The organism is Pseudaestuariivita rosea (assembly GCF_017592335.1).
Classification (GTDB): Bacteria; Pseudomonadota; Alphaproteobacteria; order Rhodobacterales; family Rhodobacteraceae; genus Parasulfitobacter; species Parasulfitobacter rosea.
In genome coordinates, this window is sequence record NZ_JACNMP010000049.1 from 1 (window position 1) to 18597 (window position 18597).

Below are 18597 nucleotides of genomic sequence, written 5' to 3' on the forward strand. Positions count from 1 at the left end.
CAGAAGCCGAGGAGAAGTTCTATGAACAGTGTAATGAGTTCGATAACGTCGCGTGAAACGGAGTAATCAGCCTCCGGCAAAACCGGGGCGGTTCACTTCGCTACACAGGACATCCCCGCGACAGTCAGCGAAGCGCCCTACATTCTCGACGGTCTTTTGATGAACCCCACAGGTCGAAAAATCCAAGAGCAGTATGCGGATACCGGCGGCTTCACGGATCACGTTTTTGCTGTGACGTCACTTCTGGCCTATCGGTTCATCCCGCGCATTCGCGATCTGCCGTCCAAACGTCTGTATGTCTTCGATGTAGCATCCACGCCGAAAGAGCTGAAGGGATTGATTGGCCGCAAAATCAGAGAAAACACGATTATTGAGAACTGGCCTGACGTCCTAAGAAGTGCGGCCACCATGGTTGCAGGCATCATGCCGCCCAGCCAACTCTTGCGAAAGTTTGCATCCTATCCCCGCCAGCATGACTTGGCTGTGGCTCTTCGGGAAATCGGCCGCATCGAGCGCACTCTCTTTATCATTGACTGGTTGCTTGATGCCGACATGCAGCGGCGGGCCCAGATTGGCCTGAACAAAGGCGAGGCGCAACACTACCGTATGGCGGGCCTCAACCTGCTCGCTTCAATCATCATCTTTTGGAATACTGACCAGCTGGGGAAAGCGGTTCAGCAGAGGCAAAAGGCCGGATTGGATTGTCACCCTGAGCTTCTGTCGCACATCTCACCACTCGGATGGGCGCATATCTTGCTCACTGGCGAATACAGGTGGCCAAAATCATAATCAAAAATGCTTATGATACGATTCCGCCCCCAGCCGGACTCGACCCCCGATTGTTTGATCAGAGCGCAGATGACGCTTTGCGTGTCCTTGTTTCTTGTGCATCTTCACTCCATGAAGGTTACGATGAACCAGAAATCCTCCGTTACGAAAACCTCAAATCTGTCCCGCAAGCGCTGACGTTAGACACCTCCTTTCTCTACGTATTGCAGCGTGAGCTAAGATAACCCCAGGATCCAGTTATTTGGCTTTCAATTCTCAAAGACTTTTGCAACCCGCCTGACAAAAATCAGCCCAATCGCACTGACCACAGCCATTGTTAAAAGCAGAAGCGAAAGACCTACTGTATCCAGTAATGAAAGCGCGGCACCGGCAATTAATAGAAATACCACGGCCTCAAGACTGGCAAAGGTTGCCATCTCGCTGGCCTGTCGTCCTTGTTGACAGAGCGGCATAAGCAAAGACCGGTTCGCTGTAAATGTTGCAAACACCGCGAAATTTGCCCAAAGCACACCGGAAACAACTGCTGGCACACTTAGCGTATCACAGATTACCAGCGCAAGCGCCAGCGACACTAACACATTAGCTGCACCTAATCCGATAAGTACATTGAACGCGCCGAACCTGCCAATCGCCAAGCGTGCTGTCAAAGCGCCCAGCACACCAAAGAAGCTGCCTATGACGATGGCAATAAGTCCACCTTGCGCAACGGAAAACCCTACGTCAATCAAAAGAACTGCTTTTGACGCATAGGGTAAAAGCACCGCACTGCTTAGAAGAATAGACATGACAAATAGGGTTTGGGGGCCTTTCCTGCGAAAAACGTTGAATTGACTTAGAAAACCTGGTCGTTCGCTTGGGATGATCTGAGGGCCGAAGTCCAGAATAAAAACAGCCGTAATAAGAAGAATAAATGCCACCGACAGAAGCGCAAATACCACGAATTGCCATCCAAGATCGCCTAACATGTAAATGACAAATGTGCCAAGCACCAAACCTGCAACAGCCGAGGCTGCAGCTTTAACGGTGGCGCCGTTCGAATAGTCTGAAACGGCAAGCCCCTCCACCATAAGCCCGCCAAGCGCTACGGTTTGTGTCCCGAGCGCGATCATAAGTAAAGCTATTCCTAAAACGATTAACCCCCCGGATTGCGCTGGATCCAGAAACCCGAGGCCCAATAGAATACAACATACGGCTACCTGACTTCCGATAATCCATGGTTTGAAACGCGGGCCCGAAGCAGGGCGTACTCGATCAACAACAGGTGCCCATACAAATCGGAGCGTATAAGGAACGGCTGCAACATACAGTAGACCTATAAGCCCCGAAGTTGCGCCTGACTCGCGAAGAAATAGCCCAACGCCTTGTGCGGCAAACTGGGCAACGAAACCGCAGGCGAAATACATGACCGCAAGTGTTACAAAAAGACCCTTACGATGATCTACAATCCTGTCTGCAGTTTTATGATCACCAACGTCTAGTGACATTCAGTCCTACCGTCAGTGGTTCAGTTACATCAGCGTAGGTACCACCACCGACAAGTCTGGTCACACCAGTTTCGTCAAACAAGTTCTGAGCAAAAGCGCGTATCTCGTAATCGTCAAAAGCTGCCGTCGCACCGATATCCACAATCCAATAATCGCCAATTTCATCAACTTCGTTGAAGTCATTGTAATGTGGTCCGCGATATGTCGCCCGTCCATCAACGCTGATGATGCTGGTCACATCGTAGTTGGCACCAAGCGAAAGCGTCATGTTTGGATCTTGACCAAAGCTGTTGCCCTCAAGAGATGGATTGAACTCTGACGCCTCGGTGATTTCTGTCTCAAGAAAGCCCAGTGCCGCGTCGAGTCTGAGGCGGTCACTTGCTTGCCAAGCTGCATCAAGCTCAAGGCCATAGCTACGCCCTTCGTCTTGGTTTATGACCTGCAAAGAGCCTCGATTTCCCGGGACCAGCTCTGCATATAGCTGTGGATCGTCGTGCCAGTTGTAAAATGCGGTTATTCCATAGCGTATGCGTTGTGCAGCTAGTTCCTTTCGGAAAGAAACTTCTGCGGTGGTTACACGCTCGCTATCGTATGTGAACGGCTCGCCAGTGAAAATGTTAACTGAAGAACCGCCAGGATTGTAACCGCGCCGCATTGACCCACTTAGGGCAGTATTGTCATCAAAGTAATAGGCAAGGCCAAGCACCGGAAGGATCTCTGTTTCGTCGATCTCGAAGTCCTGCTCGCCTGTCACAAGCCCACCGGGCGTGGCGACTGAGCTTGATTGATCAAACTCTCCGTTGAAGTGCAGTAATCGAGCACCGCCGAAAATGGTCAGCTGGTCACTAATGCCATAGCGAACATCAGCAAACGCAGATTGCGACGTTGTGCTGGATTCACTTAGGAAAGCCAGCAAACCCTGCAAATCTGTATCTTGCTCTCGTTGTTCAAAGCTTAACCCGACAATGCCACCAAATTGTCCCGACAGAACGCGGTCATTTGGACCAAACTCGTAAATCAGCTCTTGCGTGACAATCTGCTCGGACACATCAAAGGGAAAGGGATAGACCTGATCCTCGATACTGACGTACTCATCGTCAACATAGGAAACCACTCCTCGTAGAGTGCCTGGACCAATATCTAGGCCCGCATCCACAGAAAAGACACTCGTCTGTGTATCAAATGTTCGGGTTGGGATGCCTAAGGATCCCGCGACCGAGGAATCAAGCACTCGGTCCTCTAAATCGCGACCGGTCAGTAGAGGCGTTTGCACTGTATTACGTGTTTGCGGCGTTTGACCTTCTTGGTGTTCTGCCAGCAGATCAAGGGTTAAAAGACCGGCTGCAGTATCAACATCGGCAGTAAGTTTTCCACGAAGGCGAATGTTATCGTAGTCGACAGCCTGTCCTTCGGGTTCTCTGATAATCTCACGGGGGTCAGAACCGTCGGCCAATTCAAATGTCAGTCGCCCCGCCACACTTTCAGAAAGTGGGCCCGAAACCATGCCATTCAATGTGTATTCGGGGCCATGGAAATCATCTATCGCGGTGCCAAACTGCAAGGCAGCCTCTGGGTTAAAGGATGGATCGTTTGTTTCAACAATAATCGCCCCTGCAATCGCAGAACGGCCCCGAAGCAAGGACTGCGGGCCGCGCAAAACTTCGATCTGGCGCGTGTCCCAGGTCGACATGCCGGAAGAATTGGGCAAGACAACCGGCCGCGTCACACCATCTATGACATATGATAATCTTGGCAGTGCACTGGTCAGCGAAGCTGATACCGTACCGCCTGGACCACCGCCCTGTACGCCCCGAATGGAAGGGACTTCACTACGACCTTCAATGAAAACATTTGGCGTCGTTGTAAGCACATCGTTCACATGCCCCGTCGCGGGGGCAGATTTGATGCGTTCCTCGTCAATAACCGCGATACCGACGTAGGTATCTCTCAGTGTTCTTTCAGTTCTTTCCCCTAGAACGAGGGTCCCCAAATCGACGGTCTCATCCTGCTGTGCGTGAACACTGTATGACGTAAGAAAACCAACAAGCAACACAACAAGCACTGAGTATTTTTGCACTGAAGATCTCCGACAATTTTTGTCAAGATATAGTCAGAGAGTTGTGAATTTCTATCCATAAAACCTTGCAGTTTAGCGCATTAACCTTGCAGGTTAGAACGTTAGGTTGGCTTGCTGGCCCTGGGCGACATTCCGTAATGTTGTTTATAAGCACGGCAAAAAGTTTCGGGCGAAGAGTATCCAAGCATTTCCGCGGCTGCGGCAACAGATGAGCCGGATATCATCATCTGGCGTGCTAGGGACAAACGGGCTGTTTTGGCGAATTTACCAATAGATACGCCGTGATGGGCCATAAAGATGCGCTTTAGCGATGCTTCACTGACCAGAAACTCATGTGCAAGTATGCGTAGAGTTCGGCCGGGGTGTGGATTTGCTTGTAATGAGGCGGCGACACGACGCGCCAACATCGAAAAATTGTCCTGTGCGGGAGCTTCATAAAAAATCCCCAAAGCATCTGCTAAGCAATTCATCGCATAGCCTGCGGCTTTCAGGTGTCCGCCAGGTGCGTCTATATCCAGCAGTAAAAGCATTTCGGCTACAGCAATGAGTGCTAAAGGGGCCGAGCCGCCTATCATCTTGGAATTGACAAGCAAATGCATCGCTTGATTGCATAACCTGCTGTCGATCATTTTTAAGCGCATCAGTTCATCGGGCGAAAAACCGATTGCAACCGTTCGGAATTCTGACTGCGCAGGCGCGGACACTCGCCATGTCGCAGGCTGCGGACAGCCAGCGACCTCGATCAAACCAGCTTCCAAATGACCGGTACGCTGTCGGCCACCCAGTTCGATACTTTTGGAAAGACCAGAAAGGCGAATTTCGAGGATAAGACCGGAGCAACCTAAGACTTCACCGTTGTACGCGGGTTGCCCAACAAGATCAGCCCGCATAAGCCGTAGCCCTGTGCCAAGTTCAACGCTTTCAATCTTACCCCTTCCAAGGCTTTGCAATGGTTTGTCTAATGACACACGTACATCGCCGTCGATCTCCTCAAAATCGTCGGTCTGTAACGGCATCCGTATTTGTCGGGACAATGTCACTGGCTAAGCCATAAAACCAGGTTGGTTACGACGCCAATAGGCAACTGATAATTGTGTGCCCTTGGAAAGACCGTTCTGCCTGAACAGTTTCCGTGCTGCTTGTGCATTTGTGAACTCTCCGGCAAACCAAGCCTGTTCTGGACGAACCACAGCAGCAAGCTGCCCTAACAGCGGTATCACGTCCTCTTCAAAATCTTCAGGCGCAATGCGATAAATCGTTAGATTGGACGCAGGCAGATACTCGGCCAGATCACACTGTGTAGGGGCCGCAACAATGACCGCACCTGTCGCATTCTTTGGTAAGCGCTCCATAATCCGGGCAGCTGACGAAAGCCCGGTCATATCAGCCGCCATCAGATAGCGTTCGGCTTTCGGCAAACCCTGCATGCCTGCAGGTCCCATTGCGCCAACCTCATCATCTATCGATGCCTTTTGCGCCCATCGCGATATAAGGCCATCGCCATGGCGCACCATATCAAGGTCGATTTCTTCGACATCTGGTCGGATCTGGACAATCGTCATGTAACGCGCATGAAGAGCATCCTTACCCTCTGGCCAGACCGGCGCTCCATTTGCCGCCATCTTTGGCCAGACAGCTGTTCGTCCTGGGTTCGCGGGCAACATAAGCTTCAGGTGCAAACCATCTTCTAAAACATCCTTAAGACCAGGCATCTTTAAAGTGACGCGCTGCATACCCGGAAAGATTTCAAGTGAAGACACAACAGTTAAAACATTAAAGTTCGGCGGCAATTCGCCTTCTCGCGAGGCCTCGCCACTCCAGCGTATGCCCTTTGCAGCAATCGCATCAATCTCTGAGATGTGCCGCGCAATCTCTTCTTTGAAAAAAACTAACGCGCCCTCATTGGGCGCCCTGATCGAAACAGACAACCCGTCCAGTTCTACCCGAAATGCAACCCGAAACGCCTCTTGCTCAACAACCCTGGACCCGTCGTGCATCTTTTGAAACTGAATATCATGATCGTCTTCAAGATGATGAACAAACTCTGCCAAAATCTCATCAGGATTCTCTGTTGAGACAAGAGTTTGAGTGTCTACAAATGACATGAATGCTCCTAGTGTTTGGCCAGCAGTTCGTGTTTTCTTCCAATGGCTTCTGCGCAAAGCGACAGCGCCATGCGTTTGAGTTTCTAGGTGCCACGGCAAGAGATACGGAAGCAGCGGTATTGATTTTCACTAACGGCAAGTCAAAACCTCAATCTGACTTTATCATCAGTCCGATAGCTGCACGATAATTTTCCTGACTAATAAAGTCGATAATTTTTTTGATGGTCTATGCGAAAGAAACCTAGCCGGACTGCAAGGCACAACCACTGCTACCACGAAAGCCTGGCTAACCTCACATCCGCCGATGTCTATCACGGCCGCGGCGCAAATATCCTGAAGATGAGAGAGCAGATCAAGAAACAGACAATCCAGGGGACTGTTGCATTAACCTGGCGTGTCAGCGAGATCTTTTCTTTTGAGGTTCGCCATGCCACGCAAATCCCCGTTCAAACATCATCGCTTTCCGAAAGAGGTCATTCTGTGTGCGGTGCGGTGGTATCTGCGGTATCCACTGTCTTATCAGGATGTTGTCGATCCGCTGGCCGAGCGCGATGTCGCGATTGATCGCTCCACGGTGTATCGTTGGGTGCAGAAATTTGGCCCGGAACTGACCAAGCGTACGGAAAAGCATCTCCAGCGGGCCAGCGTCGATTGGCACGTGGACGAGACCGACATATCCGCGTCGGAGGGAAGTGGCGCTACCTCTGGCGCGCAGTCGATGCGAATGGGCAGATGATTGATTTCCGCCTAACCGCCCGGCGCGATGCGAAGGCGGCAAAGGCTTTCCTGAACAAAGCCATTGAGCGCGTCCACCTGCATCGGCCCGTGACCCTCTGTACCGACAAAGCACAGGCCTATGCCCGTGTCATCCGCGAGATCAACCACCGTTATGGCCCGCATTTTGACAGCATCCGCCACATCGATCGAAAGTGGCGCAATAATCGGATCGAAAGCGATCACGCTGCCATGAAACGGCTGCTTGGATATCGCCAGAGCTTCCGCTCACTCCGAACAGCCAAAGCAACACTCAGCGGTATTGAAACGATCCGAACCATCAAGCAAGGCCATATTCATTACAAGCAACCAGGCGTTCTGGGCGAGATCCAGTTCATCAGCCAACTCTTTGAAAGTGCGTGATCAGCTAGGTTCGCTACACCTTCGGCTGAGCTCAGAAGACTAATGCAACAGTCCCCTCCACAGCGCTAACGACGCTGAACCCTCCAGGGCCATGGTATGTCAGTTCATCAATTGCGGCACCGAGGATCGCCGCCTGGATCATTTTGTACCGCGCGCGGACTGTATCTTGTCTTGCAGAGCTCACTGTTAGCTCCCTGCCATCACTAAGGATTGGCCCGGATGAACGCATCGACCATTTCTGCAATCTCCGCTCCTCTGTCGTCTTGCAGAAAGTGACTGGTTTCTGGCAAGCGCTGATGGGGTTGGCCCTGAGCCCCAGGGATTTCGTTCATCATCCAGGGCTGACCGTCTCCTTCACCCACAAGGCCCGGGTCGTTCGCCCCGAAGATCGTCAGGAACGGACGGGTGTAGGTTTCCAGCGCTGCCTTGCGATCAGCGGTGATCCCGACCAGCTCATTGCGCAAACCGGGGAAGGTGCGGGGGCCTGCCATCGCCACCTCACTTGGATAAGGCGCATCATAAGCGGCGCGTTCAGCATCGGTGAGAGCATCGAACGTCAATGCTTCGACCATCGTGGATGGCTGAAACGCATCCGAGAACCGCGCGTAAGCGACCCATTCGCCGAACGGATCCGTACCTTTGCCCTCGGCCACCGGCATCAGGGAATTGCCATCTTCATCGAAGAAAGGCGGTTGGTTTGGCGGCAGCATAGCGATCATACGTCCAAAGCGTGCGTTGGTCGCCTCAATGTCGTCGGGCAGGTTGGCCACCTCGGTCACGATGGGCAAGCCACCGTTGCCGATGATCATGCGGTCAAAGCGGTCAAGGTCGCCGCCTGCCACATAGAGCCCGATGATCGAGCCCCAGTCTTGCGCAAACAGGGTGATGTCCTGCAGCGCAAGTGCGTCGATGAACCCGACAAGCCGATTTGCATGGTTTGTGAACGAATGATAGGCAGGATCAACTGGCTTGTCAGATGTGCCAAACCCAAGATGGTCCATCGCGATAACGCGGTAGCCTCGCTCTGCCAGCACGGGGATCATGAAGCGATAGAGGTAGGCCCAGGACGGTTGGCCGTGCAGCATCAGGATGATTTCGCCGTCTGCCGGACCGGCCTCAACATAGCCCTGTCGCAATCCGTCAATCTCGACATACTGCGCGTCGTAGGGCCAGTCTGGCAGAGCTGCGAAGCAAGCGGCGGGCGTGCGGACGAAGGCCACACCGTCAGGTGTGCTCTGTTCTTCCATTGGATCAATGCAGGCCGATGGCAGAACCGCGCGCATGTCTGATCGATCCCACGCGGCTGGCGGGGCTAGAAATGTCCGGTAAGCATATGTTCCGATACCGCCAATCACAACGGCGGCAATGCCAAGACTGGCAAATAGTGTTTTAGAGCCCATCTTGCTTACTCCTGAATAGCTTGGCTAATCCCACTGTTTTTCCTGTCAGAGAGATCACGAGCATTGCGTCCTGATAGTCGCAATCCGCGTATCGATTTCGTCACTATAAGACCCGTTCAAGATCCTTCGACGATCGTCAAAATCATCGTGGATCAGTCCCGCGACCCACCCGTCCGGGGTAAGATACTGCATGGTGATGTAGGTCTGCCTGAGCTCTGATGGTTTGGTCGCTTCAAGCCCGGCAATCTGGGTTTCGACATTGGCGCAATCGGGCTCCGCTGCGAGTAAGGCCCTGTCGTTCTCAGGGATTGCCGCGCAGGCACCCAATAGCAAAACGAGACAAGTGGTCATCGGCAAATGGCGCATGGTTCAGATTCCTGAGAATGTTTGGGGCGATGCCCTTGGTTTTTGATGTTTTGTCGCAGGCCAAAGCGCAAAGGCGCTATCTTGCAAGGATCAGGGTGACATTATCACCATCCATGCCCACAAAGCCGGTGTCGGTTGGCTGCAGAAAGACGCATTGCGTTCCACCGGGACCGCCTTCCAGACACATGCCGTTCTCTGTCGGTGTCCAGCTCATCCTTGGAGAGAGAAGCCCGGCGTTCACGTCCATCGATCCATCAGGGAAGAACGTCATTTCAACGGTGCGATCTCCGGGAAGCGTTGCCGCCCATGGCAGGCCATCGGCGATTGTCTGCGCCGCACTCTCGGCGGAAGCGGCAAAAGGTGCCAAGGCTATGTAAAGGGCACCAATGATTGAAAACCGTTTCATTCAGTCTGCTCCGTTCATGTTGCTGGCCTCACGGCCGTTTCAAAATACCCATCATCAACACGTCGAGGACGGTGTCGAAGACATCTGGGCCATCTGTCGTGTTCTCCGCCATTGATGCCGTCAGCGCGATGACGACGCCCGGCGCAAACAAGATCGCCGGGATCGTCTGATAGGCCCCATCCGCCAGTTCCCCCTGCGCAATGCCGCGTTGGATCAGCATGCGCAGTGGCTCGGCCACCTTGACCAGCAGATCATCCCGACAGGCCTTTGCCAGCTCGGGAAACCTGTCACCTTCGACCAGCATGATCTTCAACAGACCAAGCGCATCTGATTGTGCCAGCTCGTCATAGGCGATGCGAAGCGCCATTCTGAGGATGGGCGCAACAGGACCATCCGGAATGGACGGGAATTCCTCCACATCGGCAAGGCTGTCGATGAACCGTGTCCGGAAGGCCTGCCGAAACAGGGCGTCCTTGTCCGGAAAGTAGTGATAGATCGTCCCTTTCGATATTCCGGCCCGCGTGGCCACATGCGTCAGTTTCGTGCCTGCATAGCCATTCAGCGCAAACTCTATCAGCCCCGCTTCAATGATTTCGGCAGGCCGCGTGTCCTTGCGACGACGGCGCGGTGGTTTGTCGTTTTCGGCTGTCATTTCATTTCTCCTCACAATGGCTATCCACTATTGACGTTTGGGTCAATAGTGGATAGCTGCTTGGGTGCAGTTTCCCGAAAATGGCGTGCAGATGAACAAAGAAACACCAAAAAAACTAATGGATCCGAACCTATCGAACGACATGTTGCCATTGCTGCCAACGCAGCGCCCACGGGGCAGGGCATCCGGCAGCCCGACCACAAAGCCCAAGAAACGCTGGCGGAAATGGATTATCATCGTGGGTATTCTGGCAATTGTTGCTGTTGGCGTGACGCAGGTGATCGCGATCCTGCCACCGATGGGTCCAACTGCGCCGACACAATCCGTCAGCCCACCAACGACAGGTGTCAGTACAACGATTGTCACCTCGGTCAGTGGTCTGGGGGTGCTGCGTCCACGCGGCGCGGTGCGGACCGTTGCCCTGCCGTCGCAGGCCAGTGAGGCAGTCATAAATGATGTGCTCGTCGATGTCGGGGATCAGGTCACCCGGGGGCAGCCATTGGCAACACTGGATATCGCTGCAAGGCTGCGTGCCGACGTCGCTGAGGCTGAAGCAAATATCCGCCTGCGCGAGGCCGAACTGGCCAGCACACGCGCAACTGTGCTTTTCGAATTGGAAAGCGCGCGCGCTGCAGTGGAGATCGCACGCGCCACGCAGGAAAATGCCCGCCGCGCGTATGAGAGGTCCGAAACGCTGTTTAGAGATAGTACCCTGTCGCAGGCGCAGCGCGACCAGACCGAATTGGACCGGATGCGCACCGACTGTCCGTCTTCAGAGTTTTTCGGAGAACTGAGGCTGTTTGGTAGTGGAGGCTCTGGTTCAGTTTCTGTTTGAGTTTATGCGGCAGCTGATTGGTGCTGCAAGCGACGTGTTTGGATTGTCTTCTTTTTGATCTCCTCTCGCTGTTTTAGGATTTGTTCCGCTCGCCCGAAGTAGACGTCAGCGGGTGTCAGGTTGCCGAGGCTTTCGTGGTAGCGCTGATTGTTGTAATGTTCGATGAAGTCGCCGATCTGGCGTTTCAGATCGCCGGGCAGGAAGTAATGCTCCAGCAAGATGCGGTTCTTCATCGTTTGGTGCCAACGTTCGATCTTACCCTGGGTCTGAGGATGATGAGGGGCGCCCCGCACGTGATCCATATCCTTCCCCTCCAAGTATTTCGCCAAATCCCCGGCGACATAAGACGAGCCGTTATCGCTGAGCAACCGCGATTTTGCAGCGACGGTCGCGCAGTCACAACCAGAGGCTTCCAACGCCAGGTCCAGGGTATCGGTTACATCCTGAGCTTTCATCGTGGTGCAAAGCTTCCAGGCGATGATATAGCGGCTGTAATCGTCCAGAATGGTCGACAGGTAGAACCAGCCCCAGCCGATGACCTTGAGATAGGTGAAGTCGGTTTGCCAGAGTTCGTTTGGACGCACGGTCTTATCCTTGAACTCGTTAGCCGCCTTGATCACGATATGCCGGGGGGCCGTGATCAGGTCTTCCGCCTTCAGAATACGATAAGCCGATGATTCCGAGATAAAATACTGCTCTTCATCGGTGTATTTCACCGCCAGCTCTCGGGGCGTCAGATCCTCATGCTCAAGGGCAAACTCAATGAAGGCTTCCCGCTTCTCATCCGGGATGCGGTTCCATACAGACCGTGGGCGCGGTGCCGTGTCTTCCAGCGCATCGACACCACCCTCCGACCACAGATCATACCAGCGGTAATAAGTCGTGCTGGGAAGGCCGATTGTCTCCAGCATCCGGCGTGTCGGCAAATGTGAGGCTTCTACCGTGCGGATGATTTCAAGCTTCTCTGAACCAGGATATCTCATTCCTCGAACTCGTCGCCAATGGTCGCTCGGACCAGTGGCGCAACCAGACACCCGGCCGTGAACTGGCGGAGCTGATCTACGGATCGATTGAGGACAACCCTACTGGTGGAGCCGATATGGCTGAGTTCGTCAATTTCGGTCAGGACATTTTTGTGTCCATGGACACGAACAAAGATGGCGCAGTCGATCTTATCGAATTCACTGAATGGGACTTCGGTTTCAACTTCATCGCAGAGGATGAAGGCCAAGAACGCGCCTATCAAACCGCACAAAAGGTTCTCTTTGCGATTTGGGATCATGACGGTGATGGCGAGATCGGACGACAAGAGTATCACAAGTCGATGGTTTGGGATTTCCGCCGTGCCGACACCGACGACGATGCCTTCCTGACGCGCGACGAGTTTCTCAGCGGCTATGTGGTCAATCTCGCCTACCGAGCCGCCATCACTGGTCTGTAAGCCAGTCTTTCGGAACTAGGAGGCATGTTTCATGAAAAGTACCCCAACCCAATATGGATCGGTCGCCGTCACTATTCATTGGCTGAGCGCCATCTTCATTCTCGCGATGCTTGGTTCAGGTTTTAGGGCGGCATCAATGACTGAAAGCACCGCCAAAGAAGCGGTTCTGATGTTTCATGTGCCTTTGGGGATTGTGTGTTGAATGTCATTGAGAACTGACCCGGTAGCCCTCTAAATTGTCACTGAGAATTGACCCATGTGAACACATTGCCCTGACGGTTTTTGTCGGGGAGACATGGAGTGATCGACATGGGATTTTTGAGTGTCATACGTCGCTGAGCATTGCGTGATAAAATGCCAATTCGTGAGATTGCACGGCGCACTGGGCTGTCTCGCAACACCATCAAAAAGTATCTTCGCGACGATGCTGTAGAGCCGAGGTTTAAGACGCCATCGCGGCCACGGCGATTGGCAAAGCTGGCAGGCACGCTGTAGCGATTGCGCTCGAAGGTGATCAGGCATGTGGGCGATACCCTCTTGCTGTGCTCCACAAATCCATCGAAGGCTGGTGGCAGGGCCATGAGTGTAGGCCTCTCGGTTTCCCAGACATCGGCAATCGTGCCGGGCAGGTCCCGGTGCTTTGTCTCAGCCCATAAGGCGATACAGCGATCTTCCAGCCACTGATTGAGCTCGGCCAGATCGTTGAAGACCGGCATGACCTGCCACAGACGATTGCGCGCATCCTGGACGTTCTTCTCGACCTGCCCCTTCTCCCAGTCAGCAGCAGGGTTGCAAAACTCAGGCTCAAACACGTAGTGGCTGGCCATGGATTTGAAGCGGGCATTGACGTCCCGCTGCTTACCTTTGCCCCAGGTATGCGCTTTATCGTGCTCAAAAAAGCGAGGGGATTTGCTCAACAAAGGCGGTTCGCATTAGCGTAGCTAGCTTTTTGCATGTTGGAGCAGGAGCCACCCAAACACCGGCGCTCCGATGACGGCCGTGACCAGACCCGCTGGAATTTGCACTGGCGCAAAGGCAATGCGCCCAATGAGATCAGCACCGGCGACAAGAGCGGCGCCGATAGCAAGGCTCAGAGCCAGATGCAGTCCCGGCCCGCTGCGCGCCAGTCGCCGCGCGAGGTGCGGTGCGATGAGGCCGACAAACGCCAAAGGGCCGACCATTGCAACGGCACAGGCGGCCAGCGCGACCGACAGCGTGATCAGCGCGGCGCGGTCACGCGTAACGGCAGACCCAAGGCCGGTTGCAATCTCCGGCCCCATACGCAGCGCGGCAAGCGGCCGCGCCGCCCAGATCATCGCGGGTATCAGGAGAGCGAGTGAGATGCAAAGCACCTGAACATCTCCCCAACCCGCCGCGTGGACCGATCCTGCCAACCACCCGAGGGCGGCCATGGCACGGTTAAGGTCGCCATAAGTGAGCATCGCTTGCGTGACCGCACCCAGAAACGCTGCAACGCCGATGCCGGTCAGGATGAACCGCATGGTCGCGCCACCTGTCCGTCGCATGGCGATGGCCTGGATCAGCGTGGCAACCGCCAGCGCTCCGGCGAAGGCCAGTACGGGCCGTAGGCCAATTGGCGTTTCAGGGAAGATCACCAGCACGGTCACGACAGCCAAACCCGCGCCCTGGCTTACACCAACGAGGCTTGGATCGGCCAGCGCATTGCGCGTCACGGTTTGCAGCACCGCACCAGAGCCCGCAAGTAAAGCTCCTGCCATGGCAGCGGCCAGCGCGCGGGGCAGACGGAACTCCCAGACCACAGTCGTGGCCATGTCTGGCGGTGGATTACCTGCAAGGCTTCGCAGCGCGTCGGTGGCAGACATTGGGAAGCTGCCAGACATGAGCGCAATGAGCGTTATCGCAAAAACCACGAAAAGTAGGACCACGAAAACCAGAACTGCCCTCAGCGGCAGCGCAAAGGTGACACGCCCATCGAGTTTTTGCCAGATCACCTCGCTCATAGCCGTGCTCTAACCAGCCAGACAAAGACCGGTGCGCCCAGAAGGGCCGTGATGAGACCAGTCGAGATTTCGACAGGTGCCAGCAGCATCCGGGCCGCGATGTCCGCCAGAAGCAAATAGGTGGCCCCGACCACTGCAGACGCCGGGACGATCACACGGTAATCATGGCCAACGACGAGCCTCACCATGTGTGGGACAACAAGACCTACAAAACCCATTGGTCCAGCAAGGGCGACCGCCGCCGCTGTCAGGGCCACGACGGACACGAGGATCGCCAGGCGCAGCTTTCTCACATCCACACCCAATCCTGTTGCTGCCTCGTCCCCCATAGCCATGGCCGTCACCTGTCGCGCAGCACCCAAAGCAACGACAAGTCCAAGCACCAGCCAACCCGCCGCCCATAGTCCCGCTGTTCCTGGTCGCCCGGCCAGCGTTCCGGTGAGCCAGACACGTAAAGCTTCAAAGCTCGTCTCATCGATCAACAGCATAATGGCTGTGAGGGCGGCGAGAAACGCTGTCACAGCCGCCCCTGCCAGAACAAGCGTCATCGGGCTGGCTCCACCGGGGACAGCCGAGGCAACGCCCCAAACGATGGACGCAGCCGCAAGCGCACCAATGGCAGCCAGCACGGGGATCACCGCCGGAGATGTCAGCCCCGTGAAAGTGCCCAGCACCACAGCAAAGCTGGCTCCCGCGAGGAGGCCCAGAAGCCCCGGATCAGCCAATGGATTGCGGGTGACGCCCTGCATCAGCGCCCCGGCGACGGCAAGTCCCGCGCCGACGGCGACAGCCATGAGTGCACGCGGCAGGCGCAGATCGCGGATCACCACATGATCGAAGACTGTCTCATCATAGCCCCAAAAAGCCTCAGCAACCGTTGCAAGCGGGATCACCTTTGCGCCGACGGCGATGTGCCAGGCGAAGGCGACCGCAAGTACTGCTAGCGCCAGGGCCCCAGTTCTCAAACGCAGCCCTATCACGGGTCAATCCTTGGCACACAAATAGGACGTTCGCTTTCCGGATCAATCAATACGCGCGCATCCAAACCGAACACCTCCGCGAGGTTACCTTCGGTGAACACGTCACCAACCGGCCCTTCAGCCGCCACTGCACCGTCTTTCATCATCACAAGCCGGTCTGCAAAGGCGGCTGCGACATTCAGTTCATGCAAAACCACCACCAATGTCCGGCCTTCATCATGCGCAACCCGCCGCAGAAGGGTCATCAGATCGACTTGCACTTTTAGATCCAGAAACGTGGTAGGCTCATCCAAGAGCAGGATCGGTGTCTCCTGTGCCAGGACCATGGCAATCCACACCCGTTGCCGCTGACCTCCGGAAAGCGCATCCACGGGCCTGTCCGCGAACTGCACTGTGTCTGTGGCTTGCATTGCCCGCTCTACAGCATCTGCGTCTTCATGCGACCATTGCCGGATCAGCGATTGGTGCGGAAACCGCCCTTGGGCCACCAACTCACGGACGCGCAACCCTTCTGGTGCGACCGGACCTTGTGGCAGCAATGCCATCACCTTAGCTACTTCCCGCGTCGGTATGGAATGGACTGCACGCCTGTCCAAAAGAACCCGTCCAGAGCGAAGCGGCAAGACCCGCGCCATAGCTTTGAGAAGTGTCGATTTCCCGCACCCATTCGGGCCGACGATGGCGGTCAACTTGCCGTCCGGAATGTTCAAAGAGAGGTTTTGAATGACCCATTCATCGCTATAGGTGACATCGATACCTTCGATGCGAAGATGGCAGAGGCTTGTCGACTTGAGCGGTGTCGAATTTGCTGGACTACGAGCATCATCTGGCATCTAGAGTTGGAATTCCTCAGTTTTCTCAGGCCGTTGCGATTTGAGCGCATTAAATTTCCCAAGAGTGTTTTTTGCAATAGCAAAGCGGCTTGAGATATCTCATAGAAGCGTACGTCAAAGTACAATGTTTCACCAATCCCAATTGAAGCAGCTATGCCGCCATGACAACCACTGCAATATTTGTCGCATCTTTCCTTGCAAGTGCGTTAGAGTCAGTCGAAGCGCTAACGGTTTTAATTGCACTTGCTTTTGTCCGCAGTTGGCGACCTGTCATCTATGGCGCCGGTGCGGCGTTGATCTTGTTGGGAGCAGCAGGCGGTAGTCTCGGGGCAGCTATGGGACTCGTTCCAGAGCGTGCCCTGCAATTGGCGGTGGGCCTCCTTTTGGCCCTTGTCGCTGCATCTTGGTTGATCAAATCTGCAAAGCGGATCACTGGGCGACGTAGCGGACGAGACCAAGCGGCGCGTTTCACCCAGCATCGCACTCGGCTTGAAGAAAATCAGCTGACAAACCAGCAATCCAGCGCAGCTGCAGATTGGATAACGGGTATCGCGGCCTTTAAAGCCGTGTTGCTTGATGGTTTAGAGGTCATCTTTGTCGTCATTGGGCTCGGAGGAGCAAATGCACCAGAGGCCGCTATTTCAGGAGCGCTTCTGGGCGCCGCGCTGATTTTTACGATAGGGGCTGCTTTGCGACGACCTCTGGCGCGCCTCCCTGAAGATGCCATAATGTTTTGGACCTCTGCATTGCTGCTTGCGTTCGCGACCCGATGGGTTGCCGCCGGTATCAATGTCGACTGGGTCTGGGGCGAACTCGCGGTCGCCGCAACAACAGGGTTTTTCGCTGGTGCGGCCTGGCTCGGAGCACGTTTCGGCGACGATTACCAAAAACAGGAAAAAAGTCCCGAGATGACCAATAGTGCACATCAGAGTGCTGCTGAAGATCATGGAGCGGCAAAACTGGCTGCCGCTGTTGCAAGTAAGCTCGCTCGTCTTATTTGGGCTGATCGTTGGGTCGCACTTGGTCTGGTTGGGACAATCATCATTGTAGCTGCAGCAACTTCGATTTGGGCGTACCTGTTTTCAGCCAGCCCGGTTTGGATGGTCACTTTGCTTATCTTTGGCTTGGGATTTGTCGTAATGCGCGGTGCATCACGATAGATCTAATGGGAGCAGTTTGAGATAGGATTAATACCTTGAAACAAAAAGGCCTTATCGCTTTCGCCAATATGCGACGGCCAACTGTTCACCTTTCCCTAAACCCCATTGGTTTTTGAAAACTGCCCGTACAGTTTGCGCTTGCTGAAACTCACCTGCGAACCAAGCAACGTCTGGTTGGCTTTGTCGTGCCAGAATATCCGCAATCGTAGACGGGAAGTTATCCGGACAAAGTGCTATGACACGACCTGGACCAAAGTATGAATCTGCATCTGCTTGACTTGGACAGGCTGCCCAGGCGCGAAACTGGGCATTTGGCAACACTTCAAAGATGCGCATCATCACTGGCAATGCGGTCATGTCACCGGCCATAATGAAATCTCCAGTCTTTTGCGGGTACCAGCTCCCCCCTGGTCCAAGTAGTCCGACGGTAGCACCAATTTCGGCAGTCTCAACCCAGTGCGACACGTGACCATGCTGGTGTTGAACGACATCGACATCAACCAGGTATCCGTCTTCTTGTTCGGCGCGAATGGTGTAGGTCCGGGCATGTAGCGTGTCTTCGCCTTGCGGCCAAATCATTAGCCCATCTTCATCAAGCTCAGGCCATCGCGGGTGTCTGCCAGAAGGTGGCAAAAGTAGTTTGACATGCAAGCCTCTTACCCCGAGAGGGGCGTTCAGTTTTAACTGTATACGCATAAGGCCTGGCATCAGAAGCCGACGTGCCATCAGTGTGCCTGATCGAAAATAGCTTGGACGGCGGGTGGAGGCTATTGCACCCCGCCTCCATTCTATTCTTTGGCTCGCTTTTGGATCCAACTGGCCAATCAAGTAGACGACTCGTTCGCTATAGATGTCTGAACCGCCCCGGTTTTGCCGGAGGCTGATTACTCCGTTTCACGCGACGTTATCGAACTCATTACACTGTTCATAGAACTTCTCCTCGGCTTCTG

The 18597-nt window shown here is 54.6% G+C and carries 16 protein-coding genes and 5 pseudogenes; 7 read left to right on the plus strand and 14 right to left on the minus strand.

The window, feature by feature from the left end:
* Positions 1–96: 96 nt before the first annotated feature.
* Positions 97–789 (plus strand): annotated as a pseudogene (locus H7848_RS18365) (Tn3 family transposase); the annotation flags it as partial.
* 248 nt (positions 790–1037) lie between these two features.
* Here the strand turns inward: H7848_RS18365 and H7848_RS18370 are convergent.
* The 4 genes from H7848_RS18370 to H7848_RS18385 form a co-directional block, all read right to left on the minus strand.
* Positions 1038–2273: an MFS transporter gene (locus tag H7848_RS18370; protein WP_208354305.1), complete on the minus strand. Its 1236-nt coding sequence runs from the start codon at positions 2271–2273 to the stop codon at positions 1038–1040.
* Positions 2254–4350 carry a TonB-dependent receptor gene (locus H7848_RS18375; RefSeq protein WP_208354307.1) on the minus strand — a complete coding sequence of 699 codons (2097 nt, stop codon included), beginning with the start codon at positions 4348–4350 and terminating at the stop codon, positions 2254–2256. The genes H7848_RS18370 and H7848_RS18375 overlap by 20 nt, the downstream gene beginning before the upstream one ends.
* Before the next feature lie 101 nt (positions 4351–4451).
* Positions 4452–5366: a helix-turn-helix transcriptional regulator gene (locus tag H7848_RS18380; RefSeq protein WP_208354308.1), complete on the minus strand. Its 915-nt coding sequence runs from the start codon at positions 5364–5366 to the stop codon at positions 4452–4454.
* A 27-nt stretch (positions 5367–5393) separates the two neighbouring features.
* A complete protein-coding gene (locus tag H7848_RS18385; RefSeq protein WP_208354309.1) occupies positions 5394–6455 on the minus strand; it encodes a siderophore-interacting protein in 1062 nt (353 codons plus the stop codon).
* 427 nt (positions 6456–6882) lie between these two features.
* Between H7848_RS18385 and H7848_RS20375 the strand changes: the two are divergent.
* Positions 6883–7592 (plus strand): annotated as a pseudogene (locus H7848_RS20375) (IS6 family transposase).
* A gap of 203 nt (positions 7593–7795) precedes the next feature.
* Here the strand turns inward: H7848_RS20375 and H7848_RS18395 are convergent.
* The 4 genes from H7848_RS18395 to H7848_RS18410 form a co-directional block, all read right to left on the minus strand.
* On the minus strand, positions 7796–8992 hold the full coding sequence (locus tag H7848_RS18395; protein WP_208354310.1) for a haloalkane dehalogenase: 1197 nt from the start codon (positions 8990–8992) through the stop codon (positions 7796–7798).
* A 54-nt stretch (positions 8993–9046) separates the two neighbouring features.
* Positions 9047–9358: a hypothetical protein gene (locus H7848_RS18400; RefSeq protein ID WP_208354312.1), complete on the minus strand. Its 312-nt coding sequence runs from the start codon at positions 9356–9358 to the stop codon at positions 9047–9049.
* A 76-nt stretch (positions 9359–9434) separates the two neighbouring features.
* Positions 9435–9764 carry a hypothetical protein gene (locus H7848_RS18405; protein WP_208354314.1) on the minus strand — a complete coding sequence of 110 codons (330 nt, stop codon included), beginning with the start codon at positions 9762–9764 and terminating at the stop codon, positions 9435–9437.
* 28 nt (positions 9765–9792) lie between these two features.
* Positions 9793–10416, minus strand: a complete 624-nt coding sequence (locus H7848_RS18410; protein ID WP_208354316.1) for a TetR/AcrR family transcriptional regulator — start codon at positions 10414–10416, stop codon at positions 9793–9795.
* Positions 10417–10507: 91 nt separating this feature from the next.
* Between H7848_RS18410 and H7848_RS18415 the strand changes: the two genes are divergently transcribed.
* Positions 10508–11251: an HlyD family secretion protein gene (locus tag H7848_RS18415; protein ID WP_208354318.1), complete on the plus strand. Its 744-nt coding sequence runs from the start codon at positions 10508–10510 to the stop codon at positions 11249–11251.
* Between the two features lie 2 nt (positions 11252–11253).
* Here the strand turns inward: H7848_RS18415 and H7848_RS18420 are convergent.
* Positions 11254–12252, minus strand: a pseudogene (locus H7848_RS18420) (IS3 family transposase); the annotation flags it as partial.
* Between the two features lie 98 nt (positions 12253–12350).
* Here H7848_RS18420 and H7848_RS18425 point away from each other — a divergent pair.
* The 3 genes and pseudogenes from H7848_RS18425 to H7848_RS20380 all read left to right on the plus strand — a co-directional run.
* A complete protein-coding gene (locus H7848_RS18425) occupies positions 12351–12692 on the plus strand; it encodes an EF-hand domain-containing protein (RefSeq protein ID WP_208354322.1) in 342 nt (113 codons plus the stop codon).
* A 31-nt stretch (positions 12693–12723) separates the two neighbouring features.
* Positions 12724–12894 (plus strand): hypothetical protein, encoded by a 171-nt coding sequence (locus H7848_RS18430; RefSeq protein WP_208354324.1) that lies wholly within the window; start codon positions 12724–12726, stop codon positions 12892–12894.
* 98 nt (positions 12895–12992) lie between these two features.
* Positions 12993–13116: pseudogene (locus tag H7848_RS20380) on the plus strand (helix-turn-helix domain-containing protein); the annotation flags it as partial.
* A 40-nt stretch (positions 13117–13156) separates the two neighbouring features.
* Here H7848_RS20380 and H7848_RS18440 read toward each other — a convergent pair.
* The 4 genes and pseudogenes from H7848_RS18440 to H7848_RS18455 form a co-directional block, all read right to left on the minus strand.
* A pseudogene (locus tag H7848_RS18440) lies at positions 13157–13561 on the minus strand (Mu transposase domain-containing protein); the annotation flags it as partial.
* A gap of 72 nt (positions 13562–13633) precedes the next feature.
* On the minus strand, positions 13634–14674 hold the full coding sequence (locus tag H7848_RS18445; protein WP_208354325.1) for a FecCD family ABC transporter permease: 1041 nt from the start codon (positions 14672–14674) through the stop codon (positions 13634–13636).
* Positions 14671–15639, minus strand: a complete 969-nt coding sequence (locus tag H7848_RS18450; protein WP_237072848.1) for a FecCD family ABC transporter permease — start codon at positions 15637–15639, stop codon at positions 14671–14673. Before H7848_RS18450 ends, H7848_RS18445 begins: the two co-directional genes overlap by 4 nt.
* A gap of 11 nt (positions 15640–15650) precedes the next feature.
* On the minus strand, positions 15651–16487 hold the full coding sequence (locus H7848_RS18455; protein ID WP_208354327.1) for an ABC transporter ATP-binding protein: 837 nt from the start codon (positions 16485–16487) through the stop codon (positions 15651–15653).
* A gap of 161 nt (positions 16488–16648) precedes the next feature.
* On the opposite strand from H7848_RS18455, the gene H7848_RS18460 reads away from it, so the two are divergent.
* The gene (locus H7848_RS18460) at positions 16649–17647 is read left to right on the plus strand and encodes a hypothetical protein (RefSeq protein WP_208354328.1); all 999 of its coding nucleotides are present in this window, start codon (positions 16649–16651) and stop codon (positions 17645–17647) included.
* Positions 17648–17698: 51 nt separating this feature from the next.
* On the opposite strand, the gene H7848_RS18465 is transcribed toward H7848_RS18460, so the two are convergent.
* Positions 17699–18373, minus strand: a complete 675-nt coding sequence (locus H7848_RS18465) for a siderophore-interacting protein (RefSeq protein ID WP_336512151.1) — start codon at positions 18371–18373, stop codon at positions 17699–17701.
* Between the last annotated feature and the right edge of the window lie 224 nt (positions 18374–18597).